The following is a 16,018-nucleotide window of genomic DNA, read 5'->3' on the forward strand; positions in this document are numbered from 1 at the left end:
CGCATAATACACTTGCTTGCTAAACTATTTCGTTAGCTGAAAACAGGGTGCTAGAGCGTTGGCTATATTGCCGAAGGTTTAGACATAGGCCACGGCACCGCCGTCGATACGAATGTTTTGACCATTGATAAAACCAGCCCGTTGGCTGCATAAAAAAGCCACTAAGTCGGCGACCTCTTGCCGCTCGGCTATGCGCCCGCAGGGGTTTGGGAATTCATGTTCTACAATGGCGGCTTCTATCTCTGGCCAGCTTTCTCCCCAGCCTTGCTTTTTTGCTTTTTGACGAAACGCCGCCTCGAGTTCGGTTGTTCTGATATAGCCAGGTGAGACGGTATTGACGGTGATGCCGCTACAGCTAAGTTCTTTTGTTAGGCTGACGCTCATCGTTGCCAGTGCGCCCTTGGCGGCATAGTAATGCGGCATAATGCTATTGGGCTGGTGACTGCCGATAGTACCCAGCTGAATGATTCTGCCCCAGCCTTTTTGTTTCATCGCGCCGCTGACCCCCTGAATCAGCGACATCGCCGAGAGTACATTCTTCTGGTACATATCGATCCAGTCATCAGGGCTGGATTGTTGCCAGCTGCCGCGGCCGGCGGTGCCATAGTTATTGACCAGTATATCGATGCTGCCGACACTGTCATCGAGCTGCTGTAATACCTGTGCCGGCCCTTGCGCCGTTGCCAGGTCACCCCAGACAGCCTCGCTGTTGGCGACTTCGGCGGCAGCGGTGGCACTATCGCCGGGCTGGTTGCTGTGAAAGACCACACGGGCACCTTCTGCGGCTAAAGCACTGGCAATGGCTTGTCCGGTGCCGCGATTGCTGCCGGTGACCAGAGCGGTTTTGCCACTGAGTTGTAGGTCCATGGGGCGATTCCTCTTCGGTGGTAAGGCGGGTCGATGCATTAACATCTCGACATTGATGGCGCTGTTCTGCAAACTGACCAGCAGCGATTAATTTACAATAATAAAGAGAGACTGAACATGAATTATTGCCCCCAGTGCGCCCAGGCGTTAGGCGATGTATTGATTGACGGCGAGATCCGCAAGGGTTGTTCAGAGCCGGGTTGTGGCTATGTGCTGTGGAATAATCCGACGCCGGTGGTGGCGATGATAGTCGAGGTCGAAGGCGGTGTGGTGTTGGCGCATAATGCGGCCTGGAAACATAATTTTTATTCGATTATCACCGGCTTTTTAGAATGCCGTGAAGACCCGAAAGAATGCGCCCAGCGAGAGACTGAGGAAGAGCTCGGCCTGACAGTCAGGTCATCGACACTGGTCGGGGTTTATCCGTTTGCCCAGCAGAATCAGGTGATTATTGCCTACCATGTTGAGGCCGAGGGCGAGATCACCCTCAACCATGAGTTGGACGACTATAAAATTATTCCCAAGGACAAGCTTAAGGGCTGGGATATGGGGACTGGCCTGGCCATTAACGATTGGTTGGCCAGCCAGTAAACAATAAGACGTTATTGCGTCATATTGAAATCGTAGGTGGCATTGGCCAGCCAGGGGAAGGCTTCGCCGAGTTTGGCCAAGCCATACCAAATCCAGTAATAGCACTGCTGCCAAAACGTCATCGGTTTGAGTTCCTCAACCAGCTGATGATTGCGCTCGATCAGATAGCCGTGGATAAGATCGACCTCTGTTGGCTGCAGGGTCTGGTAGAAACCGACCATGCCCTTGTGTTGACGCAGGCCTGCCAAGGCGATGGCCTGGAACTCACGGTGGGTGACCTCATCCATATAGCGCAGATCGGGAATGATGTTGCCACCGATGGCGGCGATGCCGTGACAGGTGGCGCAGTTGCGCTCATAGAGTTTCTCGCCCTCGAGTATTTGCGCCTCGCTGGCCTCCCAGGCTGGCGCTGTCGGTGGCATCAAGTCCTCGTTGGTCAACGGCGCGATGGCAACCGGGGCAGGTGCTTTCTGCTCCTGTAACTTAAACACCAGTAGGCGATTAGGGTTTTGATAGCTCTTCTTCGGGTAGGCTCTGCCCTGGTCGCTGACGGCCAGCATCAGGCTGCCACCGGAGCCCTGAGTGACGGCTATATATTGCTCGCCATCGAGCGAATAAGTGATCGGCCCGGCGAGTACGGCGCTGTCAGTTTGATAGCCCCATAAGCGCTCGCCGTTGCTGGCATCATAGGCATAGAAGCCGCCTTCACCAGTGCCTTGGAATACTAACTGACCGGCGGTGGCCAAGACGCCACCGTTAGAGACCTTGGGGTGCTCGACCTGCCAGACCTTGCGCTGCGTGACCGGGTCCCAGGCGCTGAGATAGCCGCGAAGAATCGCATCGTTGGTGGCCTTGGCAATCAGTGGGTTGGGGTTGAAGCGCATGCCCCAAAGGTCGACGCCGGTATTCCAGCGGTGCTGGGTAAAGCTGAATTTGTCATCGGGGGTGTAATGGCCGGGCACTCGCTGCTCGGGAATATAGACCAGACCGGCGCTGGGATTGAAGGCCATTGGCTGCCAGTTGTGGGCACCGAAGGGCGCAGGCCACAACAGGCTGCCGCCGGTTTCGTTGTAGTCGGCGATGGGGTTTTCCACCGGCTTGCCGGTGACCATATCGATATGGCTGGCCCAGTTAATATGGGCATAGGCCTCGGCTGACAGCAGCGTGCCGTCGCGGCGGTCGAGCACATAGAAGAAGCCGTTTTTCGGCGCCTGCATAATCACTGGCGTGGTGCTGCCATCGTTGTTGAGGTCGAGTTCGGCCAGCATTAAATGTTGGGTGGCGGTGTAGTCCCAGTTGTCCTTGGGGGTGACTTGATAGTGCCAGACATAGTCACCGTTGTCGGGGTTGATGGCGACGATCGAGTTGAGGTAGAGGTTGTCGCCGCCGCCGGGGCTGCGAATATTACGGTTCCACGGCGAACCATTACCGGTGCCGATGTAGAGCAGGTTGAGCGCTGGGTCGTAGGCCATGGCATCCCAGACTGTGCCGCCGCCACCGAACTTCCACCACTCGCCGGTCCAGCTGGCCACGGCATCCTCTAGCGCCTGACTCTCCTGTGGCTTGGCCGGGTCGCCGGGGACGGTGTAAAAGCGCCACAGCTGCTCGCCACTGACGGCGTCATAGGCGGTGATATAACCGCGTACGCCAAGCTCGGCGCCGCCGTTACCGATGATGACCTTGCCATCGATGACGCGGGGGGCGCCGGTAATGGTGTAGTGTTTGTTTTCCGGCACGGTTTGTACCGACCACAGCACCTCGCCGCTGTCGGCATTGAGGGCGATTAAGCGGCCATCGAAGCTGCCGACAAAGACATAGCCATTGTCGCCATCCTGCCACAGTGCGGCGCCGCGGTTGGCTGGGCCGCAACAGCTGTTGATCAGGTGCGACTTATCGACCTCGGGGTTGAAGTGCCAAAGCGATTTACCGCTGCGTGCATCGAGAGCAAAGACATGGCTCCAGGGCGTGGTGACGAACAGTTTGCCGTCGTGCATCAGCGGCGTCGATTCCATTACCCGGTGGGTGGGAAAGGTAAACGACCAGGCGAGGCCAAGATGGTCGACGTTGTCGCGGTCGATTTGAGTCTGCGGACTGAAGCGTTGCTCGGCGTAGTCTCTGCCGTAGCCGGGCCACTCATCGCCGGGGTTGATCAGAGTCTCGGTCATGGTCTGGCCATAGACAGAAGAGCAAAAACAGTAGTACAGAGCGAGCAATAGTATTTTTTTCACGCAGGCTTACCTTTGGCTGAATAGAGCGCGATGGCGGTGCGGCGGCGGTGTTTCTCCGCGGCGCGACCACGCCCCGTAACAAAGCTTATTGTCATTATTTCTGTCATATTATTCGCTGCGCCTGAAGAGGTCAATTCATCGTCGCTACTAGCGGCTATCAGGCCAATGAATAAACCTCAATCGGTGTTTGCAGCGGTGTTGATACTACGGTTGTCTTGAGCTTTCAGCATGGCCTCGATGACCCGTTCGCGAAACCATTGATGACTCAGTGTGACCCGGTTTATGATCGTGCAGAGTCGCCACTATGGTTCTTTTTTACTTAGCCAGCTAATCATCGGCCGGGCTGTGATGCCGTGTAAAACGAGGCTAAAGACAACAGTACAGGTGACGATAATGGCAATCAGCTGGCCATTGGCTAAACCGGCGTCGATGGCGATGATGACAAACACCAAGCTGGCCAAGCCGCGGGGGCCAAACCAGCCCATAAACAGGCGCGAGGCGGGGCTGACATCGCTGCCGCTGAACGAGAGATAAACGGGAATCATCCGTATAACGGTTAAGCTAAGCAGGGCGTAGACCGGCACCTGCCAACTGAATAGGGCGATGCTGCTGCCAATGACGGCGGCGCCAAATAATACCCAGGTCATTAACGCCAATACCTCGGCCGCGCCCTCGGTTGCCAGCAGCAGCTGGTGGGTTTTATCCTTGGCTAAGTAGCCAAACAGCATGCCGCCGGAAAACGCGGCGATATAGCCGCTGCCGTGATTGTTCTGTGCGATGGTAAAGCAGCTGACCGCCAGTGCGGCAACGGTTGCCTGCAGCCATATCGGCGACAGCCAATCGCGGGCGGCGCTCAATCGCAGCAGTTGGGCGGCAAGAAATGCCAGGCTTAAACCCACCGCCAGGCCTATGCCTAACTCCTCGGCGACTAATAACAGGGCATCAATGTCTTGCTGCTCACCGCCAGCACTATTGATTTCCAGCGCAATCAGCAGCAACAAAATGGGGACACAGAGTCCGTCGTTAAAACCGCTCTCGGCGTTAAGCCCCTCACGGATGCGTGCGGGCACCGCAGGGTTGGTGACCACCGCCTTGCCAAGGGCGGCATCGGTGGCGGCCAGCATGGTGGCCAGTATCGCCGCCTCAAACAGCGACAGCTGCTCAAATAACCAGGCTGCGGTTATAAAGCCGAGTAAGATCACCATCGGCAAACCGATGAAAAGCATTCTTGAGGGAATCTGTAACTGCTTTTTTAATACCGACAAATTAGCATTGGCGGCATCACTAAACAGCACCAGTGCCAGAGTCATGTCCGCCAGCAGGCGCAGATCTTGGCTGGTGGCCGAGCCGCCAAACAGCCCCAGGCCCCAGCTGCCAAAGAGGAAGCCTGCGGCGGTAAAAATCATCGGCCCAGAGACCACCGAACGGTCGACCCGCTTGGCGATTAAGCTATAGCAAAAAATAAAAGCGGCCAGCGTCGCCAGCGGTGTATAGATCTCGTTCATGGGGTTAAGCGTCCTGTGCTGTTATTGGTTGCAATACTTTGAGTGGTTGTGACCAGTGTGCCAGATCATTCGGCCTCTAACCAAACTTGTTAGCAGTCAACGCTGCATCTATTCACCCTGGGGCTACATCACTGTGTGCTTGGCAGCGCCAAAAGCGGCAGCCCCGATGTGTTGTTGGTGAGGTTGTTCTTCTAGGTGGTGACTTGGCTTAGTGAATTGGTTAGCGGCACTTCGCTCACTCACGCCACACCAGCCGCCGGGACGCCGTGAATACCTCCCTGTAGGCTCAGCTTCAGCATCCTTGCTGAAGATGCCCGGCTGCTGATGCAGCGCGAGCTGGTTTGGCGCTAATAGTTTTTACTCTGACCCTAAATATCGTGTTTACTCTGACCCTAAATATCCGTTTTTAATAACGGTTAGCCCGTTATTATCGACACCGTGCAGTTGAAAGCTTTGTTTGGCCAAATCAATTCCTAGTACAGCTAATTGGCCTTTTGCAGTATGCTTAGTCATGTTCGCCTCACTCTTCTTTTGATGTTTGTTATGCGCTTACATCATGGCTCATTCGAAGCCTTATGGGGAGTGATGCGGACCATTCCATTAGGTCTTTAAATTTGGATAAAATTAGGCTGAGTCAAAGATCAAAGACCTGGCCCCATACTTATTCACATACAGGAGGGAACATATTCGGTAAATTTTTTTATGCGCTGACAGTTCAAACTCCAATTAATATAATGGACACTTTTTCAGAAACTGATCATTATCTGGATAGGAATTTATGGAATTTGAAGTAGAGCCATATGATGTTGTTTGGTATGTGATAGTTATAATTGGAGCTGTAATTATGGCCGCTTCAATTATAGAAAAATATCGGAAGAAAGAGCTTGATCAAAAGGAAGTTAAGCTAAGTTTACTTGCAGTAGCTGTTGCTCTTGTTATGTTTTCGATGATTCTTTGCTATCAATATGGGAGGGTCTCAGATCTGCGAAAAATAGCTGGTAAGAAAACAATGATGAGTACTGAAGGCGTTCCAATGATGCTGTTTAAGGCCCTTATTGATCGTGAAGGCAACAGTACTGATAACGAAGTTTACCCAATAATCCAAGTAGGTGATGTTGATTTCTATGGGTACAGAGTTCAGCATAAATGTTTGAATGAAAGAATGTATGTTTATTCTCGTCTTGCATTGGAGTTGTCGGATAAAAGTATTAAAATATGGTACAGGCTTGTCGATGACGATGCATATATTTATAAATATTTGGGTCAAGAAGAGATTGCTTGCGCAATGAAAATAGAGATACTGTGAGTTCAGCGGGGTCAGGTTGATACTCCCCTAGCAGCCCTAACTGGACACCCATACTAGTTAGTCAACCACTGACATTAAAGCTGCGGCGCTTGGCTTGTTTACGGCTTCATCCTAAATATTAATCCTGTTGGCTGTTATTGCGTTGGTTCCAAGCTGTCACCGGCGCACCGGCAAAGCAGTTATTACATTCCAGGGCATCGACCTCGCCCTGGCTATCGAGATGCCAGAACCCTGGCACCAAATCAGCACTGCCACAAAATGGGCAGGGCTTGTTATCCGGTTGGCTATCACTTATTGCAGCACCTCGGCATCCACAACCAAGCGGCTGGGCTTGCGATAGCTGATTTTGGCGCTTTCTTTTCCGAGATATTTACGGTCAGAGTAAAAACTACCCACCCCAAACCACCCGCGGCTGCCGATATCGCCACAGAGACATCGTCAGCATGGACGCTGACGCTGAGCCTACAGGGACGTACTTGCGGCGTTCTCAGTAGTGGTGTCGGCGGACGCCCGCGCAGGGTAGCGAGTCTCGAATGAAAGCTCAGCTAGCAAAGCTTTCACTCATTTAAATACAGGATATTTAGGGTCAGAGTAAAAACCACCCGCGGCCGCCGATATCGCCACAGAGGCATCGTCAGCAGGGACGCTGACGCTGAGCCTACAAGGATGTACTCGCGGCGTTCTCAGTGGTGGTATCGGCGGACGCTCGCGCAGAAATAGCGGACAGGGGGGAAGCCAAGCTTATGATTCAGTTTTACTTGAGAGATTTTCGATCTTGAGGAAAAAGTGGTGGCCCCTCACAGATTTGAACTGTGGACCTACCGATTATGAGTCGGGTGCTCTAACCAACTGAGCTAAGGGGCCGTACAACATCGAGAATGTTGCCGTGCTATTTATGCAATAGCGGCGCAATTATATAGTGCTGAAATGGCTTTGGCTACCGTAAAAACACGCGGCGTGGCAGGTTGGTTGAATATTGCACAATGAGGCGGTGCGCTGGCTGGCTGGGGTTGGTCGGGTGTGGTGAGCAGAGACAAAAAAGGCGCTGTTATCGGGGATAACAGCGCCTTTTTTGTGCCCAAGGGCTAACCTTTAGCCTTCGTCTAAGAAGCTGCGCAGCTGCTCAGAGCGAGAAGGGTGGCGTAGCTTGCGCAGTGCCTTGGCTTCAATCTGACGAATACGCTCACGGGTCACGTCGAACTGCTTGCCCACTTCTTCCAGCGTGTGATCGGTATTCATATCGATACCGAAACGCATACGAAGAACCTTGGCTTCACGGGCTGTTAAGCCGCCGAGTACGTCTTTGGTGGCTTCGCGCAGGCCTTCGACGGTGGCACTATCGACGGGGGAGTCGATGGTGGTGTCTTCGATGAAGTCACCCAAGTGCGAATCTTCGTCGTCGCCGATTGGCGTCTCCATGGAGATAGGCTCTTTGGCAATCTTCAGTACCTTGCGGATCTTGTCCTCAGGCATCTCCATGCGCTCGCCGAGTTCTTCAGGAGTCGGCTCGCGGCCCATTTCCTGCAACATTTGACGAGAGATACGGTTGAGCTTGTTGATGGTCTCAATCATGTGTACCGGGATACGAATGGTACGGGCTTGGTCGGCGATAGAACGGGTAATCGCCTGACGAATCCACCAGGTAGCGTAGGTCGAGAACTTATAACCGCGACGGTATTCGAACTTATCCACCGCCTTCATCAAACCGATGTTACCTTCCTGGATCAGATCCAAGAATTGTAGACCGCGGTTGGTGTACTTTTTGGCGATAGAGATAACAAGACGGAGGTTGGCCTCGACCATTTCCTTCTTGGCGCGACGCATGCGCGCCTCACCGATCGACATGCGACGGTTGATCTCTTTGATATCGGTGACAGTGATACCAACGGTGGCCTCACGGACGCCGATACGACGCTGGGCGCGAACGATCTCTTCTTGGTAAGTCATCAGGCGCTCGGCATACGGCTCGCCGCTGGCGATAACGCCGAGAATCCAATCGTCGTTGGTCTCGTTGCCCTGGAACTCGGTAATGAAATCCTTGCGTGGCATCTTGGCGTAGCGAATACACCAGTTCATGATTTGACGCTCTTCCTTACGGATGCGCATCAGGTTGCCGCGGGCGATTTCTGTCAGTGGTTCAAACTGGCGTGGGGCCAGCTTGAAGAACTTGAACACCTCACCGAGTTTTTCTAATTCTTTGCCAACCTGCTTGCTGTAGCGGCCGTGCTTGTCGATGGCGGCGTTAACCTTATCGTTTTGCGCACGCAGCTCACCGAAACGCGTTTCTGCTTCGATCGGATCCAGGCCGCCTGGCTCGTCATCATCATCGTCGTCATCGCTGTCGCCGGTGTTTTGCTGTGGCGGTACCACGGGCTGCTCGTAAGGGTCGAGGTAGCCGCTGAAGATGTCGGTTAGGCGACGCTCTTCCTTGGCAACGAGGTCGTATTCGTCGAGGATGTGCTCGACGGCGCCGGGCCAGTAAGCCAGGGCGGCCATCAACTCACGGATGCCTTCTTCGATACGCTTGGCGATTACAATTTCGCCCTCGCGGGTCAGTAGCTCAACCGTACCCATTTCACGCATGTACATGCGGACGGGGTCGGTGGTGCGGCCGGCTTCGTTTTCGACAGCGGCCAGTGCGGCGGCGGCTTCGGCGGCGGCGATATCATCGGACGAGGCATCACCACTGTCCATCATTAAGTCATCGGCGTCGGGTGCTTGTTCAAACACCTTGATGCCCATGTCGTTAATCATCTGGATGATGTCTTCGACCTGATCGGGATCAGAAATATCTTCAGGCAGGTGATCGTTGACCTCTGCATAGGTCAAGTAACCCTGTTCTTTACCTTTGGCTATTAATGCCTTTAATCGCGATTGCTGTTGTGATTCAGCCATAGGAGACTAATACCTTGCCTGTGGATACGTATTGGATAGCCCTATATTATAACGGCTTTTATGCTATGTGGGCTAATTAATAGCCTGCATAATGCCAAAAAATTACAAAAAACTGATATATCATCAGTCCTGTTCGTAGCTTTTTTTGATCGCCGTTAAAATTTAGTGCTTCGAGTGCGAGATCAGCAGTTCGCTGTAACGCAATTTTTGCTCCGCCGACATCTCGTTAAACGGGATCTCGCTGAGGGTGTTCAGTTCTTGCTCTAGTTGGCCCTGTTGCTGCTGGTTGGCAAGAAAGCTAAAGATATCGATCAGCTGCTGCTGGGCGCCGTCTTCACAGCTGAGCAGCATGTCATCGTTCAGTAACTCTTGCAGTCGCTCGTAAAAGCTTGTTCCTATCCAGTGACCAATTAGCGTATAGGTGGGGGTGGCGGGGTGATTTTTCAAGAAGGCGATGATTTCTTTTAACAGCAGCGCGTCCTGATCCTGCAAATCGTCGATCGCCTCGGTGTTGTCGAGCTGGCTGATACTGCCGGGAAAATACAGCAGCAGGGTGATCGCCGTTTGGATATTGCTGCGCTGGCGGCTGTTAATCGCCGGGCTTTTGCTGGGCCGTTGTTTGGCCTGCGGCCGTCGCGGTGCCGGCGCGCCATTGTTGTCGTCGTGGTCGATGTCGACCGGTGGCGCCTCGTGGTGGCCGCCATCATCGTTGTTGAAATAGCCGTCGTAGCCATCGTCTGCCGGTTTGGCCGCTTGCTTGCTCTGCTGGTAGCGCTGGTTGGCCAACTGATCCTGCTGTTGCTTAAGCTGTGCTTTCGCCTGCTGTTGTTCGCGGCCTTGTTGACGCAGTTGTTCGAGAGTATCTGCCTCGAGACCGGTACGGGTGGCCAGCTCCTTGTGCATCAGGCTTTTGAACACGCCCTCGGGTATTTGGTCGATCATCGGAATGGCCAGGGTCGACAGCCGAGCCCGGCCGTCCATCGATTGCACATCGAGGCCCTCGGAGACGTGATCGAATAAATACTGTGACAGCGGCAGGCCCTGACCAATTTGATGTTCGAAACGGTCGGCGCCGATGCTGCGCACGAGGGTGTCGGGGTCTTCGCCGTCGGGCAAAAATAAGAACCGTGCCTGCAGCCCATCGCGAATCATCGGCAGCACGTTTTCGAGGGCGCGATTGGCGGCGGCGCGGCCAGCCTTGTCACCGTCGAAGCAGAACACCACCTCTGGGCAGACGCGGAAGATGCGTTCTAGGTGATCGCTGCTGGTGGCGGTGCCAAGGGTGGCGGTGGCGTAGTGAATGCCCGATTGTGCCAGTGCGACGACATCCATATAGCCCTCGACCACCACGATGCGTTCGATGGCTCCCTTGCTCTTTCTCGCCTCGTAGAGGCCGTAAAGTTCTTTACTCTTGCTGAAGACCGGGGTTTCCGGCGAGTTGAGATATTTCGGTTTGTCATCGCCGAGCACGCGGCCGCCAAAGCCGACGACACGGCCGCGGTGATCGCGAATGGGAAACATGATGCGGTCGCGGAAGCGGTCGTAATAGTCGCCGTTGTCTTTTTCGATCAGCATGCCGCTGTCAAACAGCTGTTTGATTTTCAGCGGCGTGGTGCCGACGGCTTTGATCAGATTGTCCCAGCCCGGTGGCGCATAACCAATTTCAAACTGCTTGGCGGTGTTGCCATCGAGGCCGCGATTTTTAAGGTATTCAATCGCCTGTTTGCCGCCGGGGTGACCCCGTAAATTGCTGTGGAATAATTCTGCGCAGCGCTCAAGAATCTCATACAGCGCCTTGTTGGCATTGTTGGCGACCTTGTTAAAGCTGGGGTTGTCTTCCTTGGGTACCTCGAGGCCGACGGTGGCGGCGAGGGCGTCGATGGCCTGGGGGAAATCAAGGCGCTCGTAATCCATCATAAAACTGACGGCGTTGCCGCCGGCGCCACAGCCAAAGCAGTGATAGAATTGCTTGTCGGCGTTGACGCTGAAGGACGGGGTTTTCTCGTCGTGGAACGGGCACAGCCCCTTGTAGTTGCGGCCAGCCTTTTTCAGCGACGAGCGGGCATCAATAATCTCGACAATGTCGACACGTTCGAGTAAATCGTCGATAAACCCCTGGGGGATGCGGCCTGACATCTACGCCAGTTTGGCTTTGATCAGCTTGCTGACATCGCCCATATTGGCGCGGCCCTGCATCGGTGCTTTCAGCACGCCCATGACCTTGCCCATATCTTTCATGCCGTCGGCTCCGGTATCGGCAATGGCCTGTACCACCATGTCGGTGATCTCATCTTCGGTCAGCGCCTGGGGAAGGAATTCTTGTACCACAGTGACTTCGGCTTTTTCGATGTCGGCGAGATCGTGACGGTCGGCGGCTTCAAACTGGCTGATGGAGTCGCGGCGCTGTTTGAGCATTTTATCGAGTACGGCCAAGACGCGGGCGTCATCTAGCTCAATACGCTCATCGACTTCAATACGTTTGATTTCGGCCTGAATGCTGCGAATAGTGGTCAGCCGAGGCTTGTCCTTGGCGCGCATCGCGTCTTTCATTGCGGATTTGATCGTGTCTTTTAAGTCAGACATGGTTTTTATTCCTAATCAGATGAGTTAAATCCTAAAACAGAAAAAGCCCTGAGGGTAGACCCATCAGAGCTTTTAAACCGGCAAACCGCTAGGTTATGCTAAATAGAGTAAAAAACTCTATTAGTATAGACGCTGCATCTTACGGTTTTCACGCTGAAGCTTCTTAGCGTGACGCTTAACTGCAGCAGCAGCCTTACGCTTACGTACGGTGGTAGGCTTTTCATAGTGCTCGCGACGACGTACTTCAGAGAGTACACCGGCTTTCTCGCAAGAGCGCTTGAAGCGACGTAGTGCGATGTCAAATGGTTCGTTGTCTTTCAGTTTTACTGATGGCATTAATTGTTACCTTGTTGTTGGCAGCGGTTTAAAGAAATCCGGCTATGCTTCAATCAATTCGTATTTGCTGTTTTAACAAATCAACAGCAAGCACTGTTCATTCGAGGTGGCGGATTTTACCCATAAACAAATCAAAATGCAAAGCCCACTGGATTTGCTTTACCTCGACCATTATCATGCGGCTTTTAATATTGACTGAATCGCCACTGCGGCAAGCCTGATTTAGGGGCTTAAGGGTTTGATAATGCTAGTACTAGGGCTCGAAACATCCTGTGATGAAACAGGTATTGCACTGTATGACACCGACCGAGGTTTATTGGCCGATGCGCTCTATAGTCAGATTGAGCTGCATCAACAATACGGCGGAGTCGTGCCCGAACTGGCCTCTCGCGACCATGTACGCAAAATTATTCCACTGATTGAAGAGGTGTTGGCCGAGGCTGGTGTGACGAAGGCCGATATCGATGCCATTGCCTATACCTCTGGCCCCGGTCTGGCGGGTGCCTTGATGGTTGGCGCCTGTGTCGGCCGCTCGTTGGCGCTGGCGCTGGATATTCCGGCCATCGGTGTACACCATATGGAAGGCCATTTATTAGCGCCAATGCTGGAGCAGACACCGCCAGCCTTCCCGTTTCTGGCGTTATTGGTCTCCGGTGGTCATACCCAGTTGATCAAAGTCGAGGCCATCGGCGAATATGAGTTGCTCGGTGAGTCCCTCGACGATGCCGCCGGCGAAGCCTTCGACAAGGCGGCTAAGATGATGGGCTTGGCCTACCCCGGCGGCCCGAATATCGCCAAGTTGGCGCTCGATGGTAATGGCGACCGCTTCAAATTCCCCCGACCAATGACTACCAAGCCCGGCCTCGATTTCAGTTTCAGCGGCTTAAAAACCTTTACCCTCAATACCGTCGCCAAACACGTCGATGACAACGGTGAGCTTGAGCCGCAGATAAAATGTGATATCGCCGATGCCTTCGAGTTGGCCGTGGTGGACACCCTGGTACTTAAGTGCAAGCGGGCGATGAAGCAGACCGGTATGAATCAATTAGTGATTGCCGGTGGCGTCAGCGCCAACAGCCGACTGCGGGAAAAACTAGAGCAGACGCTGACCTCGATGAAGGGCAATGTATTTTATGCTCGCCCTGAGTTTTGTACCGATAATGGCGCCATGATTGCCTATGCCGGTGCCCAGCGATTGCTGGTGGGCCAGCACGCGTCGTTGGCGGTGGTGGTGAAACCGCGCTGGCCGTTGCAGCAGTTACCGGCGCTGAGTCGTTAAATAGAATCAGTCTGACGGCACAGCAGCAAGCATCTGTGCCGCGATCAAATAGCGTTAATTGAATGAGCCGTGCTAGGCCGAGAGTAACAAAGTAATGGATATAGTCTTTATACGTGAGCTTAAAATCGATACCGTCATCGGCATCTTCGACTGGGAGCGGGAGATTAAACAAACCGTGGCCATCGATCTCGATATGGCGCATGACTTCAGCCGTGCTGCCGATACCGACAGCATTGATTATGCCTTGAGCTATAAAGATGTGTCGGATCGCCTGGTGGCGTTTATCGAGGCGTCAGAATTTTTCTTGATCGAGACCATGGCGGAACAGATCGCCGAGATTATTATGACTGAATTTAGCGTCCCCTGGTTGCGTCTACAATTGAGTAAGCCCGGGGCGGTGCCCGCAGCGAGCAATGTCGGTGTCGTTATTGAGCGAGGAGAGAAGCGTTAAATGGCCAAGGTTTATGTCAGTATAGGCAGCAATATAGAGCGTCAGAAATACATTACCAATAGCCTGGATGCGTTGGCCGACCGTTTTGGTGCGCTGGTTATTTCTCCGGTTTATGAGAGTGAGTCCGTCGGCTTTGATGGCGATAACTTTTTTAATTTGGTTGTCGGCCTCGAAACCTCATTGTCGATAGCTGAGTTGTCGTCCTGTTTCCGCGCCATCGAAGATGTGAATCAGCGCGATCGCAGTGGCCCCAAATTTGGAGGCCGAACATTGGACTTGGATATATTAACCTATGACGATGTCATCGGTGTCATCGACGGGGTGACGGTACCGCGGGGTGAAATTCTGACCAACGCCTTTGTATTATTGCCGCTGGCTGATATCGCCGCCGATGCTCAGCACCCCGAGAAAAAGATGACCTACCGTCAGCTATGGCAGCAGTATTCGACCGGCCAGAAACTCTGGACGGTCGACTTCGAATGGCGGGGGCAGTCGATATCTGCGGCCTAGGTCTCAGTGTATTGGCTCAGCATTGCAGGGTTCTGCCGCCATCGACGTTGATGATTTGCCCGCTGATATAGCCAGCTTGGCTGGCTAAAAACAAGGCTGTTTCTGCAATATCATGGGCCTGACCAGAGCGTTTCAGTGCCGTGGCATCGATAATCGTTTGCTGAGCGCTTTGGGCCATGTCATGTTCCGGCCACATAATGGCGCCGGGTGCGATGCCGTTAACACGCACCTCTGGCCCCAATTCCACCGCCAAGCTCTTTACCATCGCCCGATTGGCAGCCTTGGCCATGCAATAGATAGGGTGGTCGCTGAGCGGCTGCTCGGCATAAATATCGATCAGATTAATAATGCAGCCCTGCTGCGCCTTCAGCGATGGCGAACAGGCCTTGGCCAGGAATAGCGGCGCCTTGGCGTTGCTGGCAAACAGTTCATCCCACTGCTGCTCGGTCATTTGATCGACCGGAGTGGGATAGAAGCTGGAGGCGTTATTGATCAGCACGTCGATGCGACCAAAATGCTGTAGCGTGCTCTCGGCCAGCTGTTCGACCTGGGCGGTATCGGATAACTCCGCTTGTAAAAGCAGTACGGAACCGGCACGGATGGCGTTGAGTTCATCGGCAATCTGCTGCGCCGCCTCATGTGAGTTGCGATAGTGCAGGGCAATATTAAAGCCGGAGCGATGAAATAGCTGACAGGTTTCGGCGCCAATACGATTGGCTGCACCGGTGATTAAGAGAGTGGCTTGTGACATAGGCGGGCTGTCCATGGCGAGTGATTGTTTTATCTTACTGATCAACAGCGGTGTAATAAAGCGCGTTTTATCAGGTTGCTTAGGGGCTTAATAAGGCGAAGCCGAATAAATTGGCTTACAATAGTGCTGTCGCTGGGCAAACTGTGGCGGTGATTTTTACACGATTGTGGATTGGTTGGCGGCTACACATTATTTGCGTAGTATGATGGTAAGCTAATATTAATCAGCGCGATAACAATAAGATAAACGAGTAAACAACGCTTATGACGGCAACGGTTCGATTCATCCTCAATATTTTTGCCTGCACGCTACTATTGTCTGCCAGTGTCTGGGCCTCCGATCAGGCGGTGATTCAGCCGCTGCCAGAAGATGACCGCGTTTTGATTGTCGGTGAGCGCCCCTCCGATATTCAGATTATTCGCTGGCTTAAGCGGCCGAAAAACTTTTCAGAGTGCATTATTAAGAACGTCACCCCTTACCTGCCGGAAAAAATGGTCGAAGGCTTGATGCATGTCTGCATGACAAACTTTCCCAAGGGCAGTCAAAGTGCTTGGTTTAAGCCAAGAAGCATCGACGGTTGCTATCAAAAACACCAGGACAAGGCGGGTAATAAGAAGGCAGCCGGTGCCATTTATGTGGCCTGCCAGGCTTATCATCAGGATGTGACAAACGTTAGTCGCTATTAATTGCTCCCATCACAACGCAGCTGAGCAGGG

The 16,018-nt window shown here is 53.4% G+C and carries 14 protein-coding genes and 1 tRNA gene; 6 read left to right on the forward strand and 9 right to left on the reverse strand.

Translation table 11 applies throughout. The features are described 5' to 3' along the window. Positions 1-78: 78 nt before the first annotated feature. Positions 79-867, reverse strand: coding sequence for an SDR family NAD(P)-dependent oxidoreductase (locus L9P87_RS11010; RefSeq protein WP_237444795.1), 789 nt, complete (start codon positions 865-867; stop codon positions 79-81). Positions 868-984: 117 nt separating this feature from the next. Between L9P87_RS11010 and L9P87_RS11015 the strand changes: the two genes are divergently transcribed. Next, entirely contained in the window at positions 985-1,458 is a 474-nt protein-coding gene (locus L9P87_RS11015; protein WP_237444796.1) for an NUDIX domain-containing protein, read from the forward strand. A gap of 11 nt (positions 1,459-1,469) precedes the next feature. Here L9P87_RS11015 and L9P87_RS11020 read toward each other — a convergent pair whose 3' ends face one another. Further along, complete coding sequence (locus L9P87_RS11020) at positions 1,470-3,686, reverse strand: PQQ-dependent dehydrogenase, methanol/ethanol family (protein WP_237444797.1); 2,217 nt, start codon at positions 3,684-3,686, stop codon at positions 1,470-1,472. Between the two features lie 302 nt (positions 3,687-3,988). Continuing rightward, the gene (locus L9P87_RS11025) at positions 3,989-5,191 is read right to left on the reverse strand and encodes a cation:proton antiporter (protein WP_237444798.1); all 1,203 of its coding nucleotides are present in this window, start codon (positions 5,189-5,191) and stop codon (positions 3,989-3,991) included. 778 nt (positions 5,192-5,969) lie between these two features. Between L9P87_RS11025 and L9P87_RS11030 the strand changes: the two genes are divergently transcribed. Further along, complete coding sequence (locus L9P87_RS11030; RefSeq protein WP_237444799.1) at positions 5,970-6,497, forward strand: hypothetical protein; 528 nt, start codon at positions 5,970-5,972, stop codon at positions 6,495-6,497. Between the two features lie 787 nt (positions 6,498-7,284). Here L9P87_RS11030 and L9P87_RS11035 read toward each other — a convergent pair. The 5 genes from L9P87_RS11035 to rpsU all read right to left on the reverse strand — a co-directional run bounded on the left by L9P87_RS11035 (position 7,285) and on the right by rpsU (position 12,311). Beyond that, a tRNA-Ile gene (locus tag L9P87_RS11035) sits at positions 7,285-7,361 on the reverse strand. Between the two features lie 228 nt (positions 7,362-7,589). Then, entirely contained in the window at positions 7,590-9,392 is a 1,803-nt protein-coding gene (gene rpoD / locus L9P87_RS11040; RefSeq protein ID WP_237444800.1) for an RNA polymerase sigma factor RpoD, read from the reverse strand. Positions 9,393-9,554: 162 nt separating this feature from the next. Next, positions 9,555-11,528: a DNA primase gene (dnaG, locus tag L9P87_RS11045; RefSeq protein WP_237444801.1), complete on the reverse strand. Its 1,974-nt coding sequence runs from the start codon at positions 11,526-11,528 to the stop codon at positions 9,555-9,557. Next, positions 11,529-11,975 (reverse strand): GatB/YqeY domain-containing protein, encoded by a 447-nt coding sequence (locus tag L9P87_RS11050; protein ID WP_237444802.1) that lies wholly within the window; start codon positions 11,973-11,975, stop codon positions 11,529-11,531. A 120-nt stretch (positions 11,976-12,095) separates the two neighbouring features. After that, on the reverse strand, positions 12,096-12,311 hold the full coding sequence (gene rpsU / locus L9P87_RS11055) for a 30S ribosomal protein S21 (protein ID WP_123712439.1): 216 nt from the start codon (positions 12,309-12,311) through the stop codon (positions 12,096-12,098). 244 nt (positions 12,312-12,555) lie between these two features. Here rpsU and tsaD point away from each other — a divergent pair, with 244 nt between their 5' ends. The 3 genes from tsaD to folK all read left to right on the forward strand — a co-directional run bounded on the left by tsaD (position 12,556) and on the right by folK (position 14,551). Continuing rightward, the gene (gene tsaD, locus L9P87_RS11060; protein WP_237444803.1) at positions 12,556-13,590 is read left to right on the forward strand and encodes a tRNA (adenosine(37)-N6)-threonylcarbamoyltransferase complex transferase subunit TsaD; all 1,035 of its coding nucleotides are present in this window, start codon (positions 12,556-12,558) and stop codon (positions 13,588-13,590) included. 94 nt (positions 13,591-13,684) lie between these two features. After that, on the forward strand, positions 13,685-14,041 hold the full coding sequence (gene folB, locus L9P87_RS11065; RefSeq protein WP_237444804.1) for a dihydroneopterin aldolase: 357 nt from the start codon (positions 13,685-13,687) through the stop codon (positions 14,039-14,041). Continuing rightward, entirely contained in the window at positions 14,042-14,551 is a 510-nt protein-coding gene (folK, locus tag L9P87_RS11070; RefSeq protein WP_237444805.1) for a 2-amino-4-hydroxy-6-hydroxymethyldihydropteridine diphosphokinase, read from the forward strand. It begins immediately after the preceding gene. A 16-nt stretch (positions 14,552-14,567) separates the two neighbouring features. Here folK and L9P87_RS11075 read toward each other — a convergent pair whose 3' ends face one another. Further along, positions 14,568-15,302 carry a pteridine reductase gene (locus L9P87_RS11075; RefSeq protein ID WP_237444806.1) on the reverse strand — a complete coding sequence of 245 codons (735 nt, stop codon included), beginning with the start codon at positions 15,300-15,302 and terminating at the stop codon, positions 14,568-14,570. A gap of 263 nt (positions 15,303-15,565) precedes the next feature. On the opposite strand from L9P87_RS11075, the gene L9P87_RS11080 reads away from it, so the two are divergent. Next, on the forward strand, positions 15,566-15,988 hold the full coding sequence (locus tag L9P87_RS11080; protein WP_237444807.1) for a hypothetical protein: 423 nt from the start codon (positions 15,566-15,568) through the stop codon (positions 15,986-15,988). Positions 15,989-16,018 lie beyond the last annotated feature (30 nt).

It is taken from the genome of Sinobacterium norvegicum (assembly GCF_923077115.1).
In the GTDB taxonomy this organism is placed as follows: domain Bacteria; phylum Pseudomonadota; class Gammaproteobacteria; order Pseudomonadales; family Sinobacteriaceae; genus Sinobacterium; species Sinobacterium norvegicum.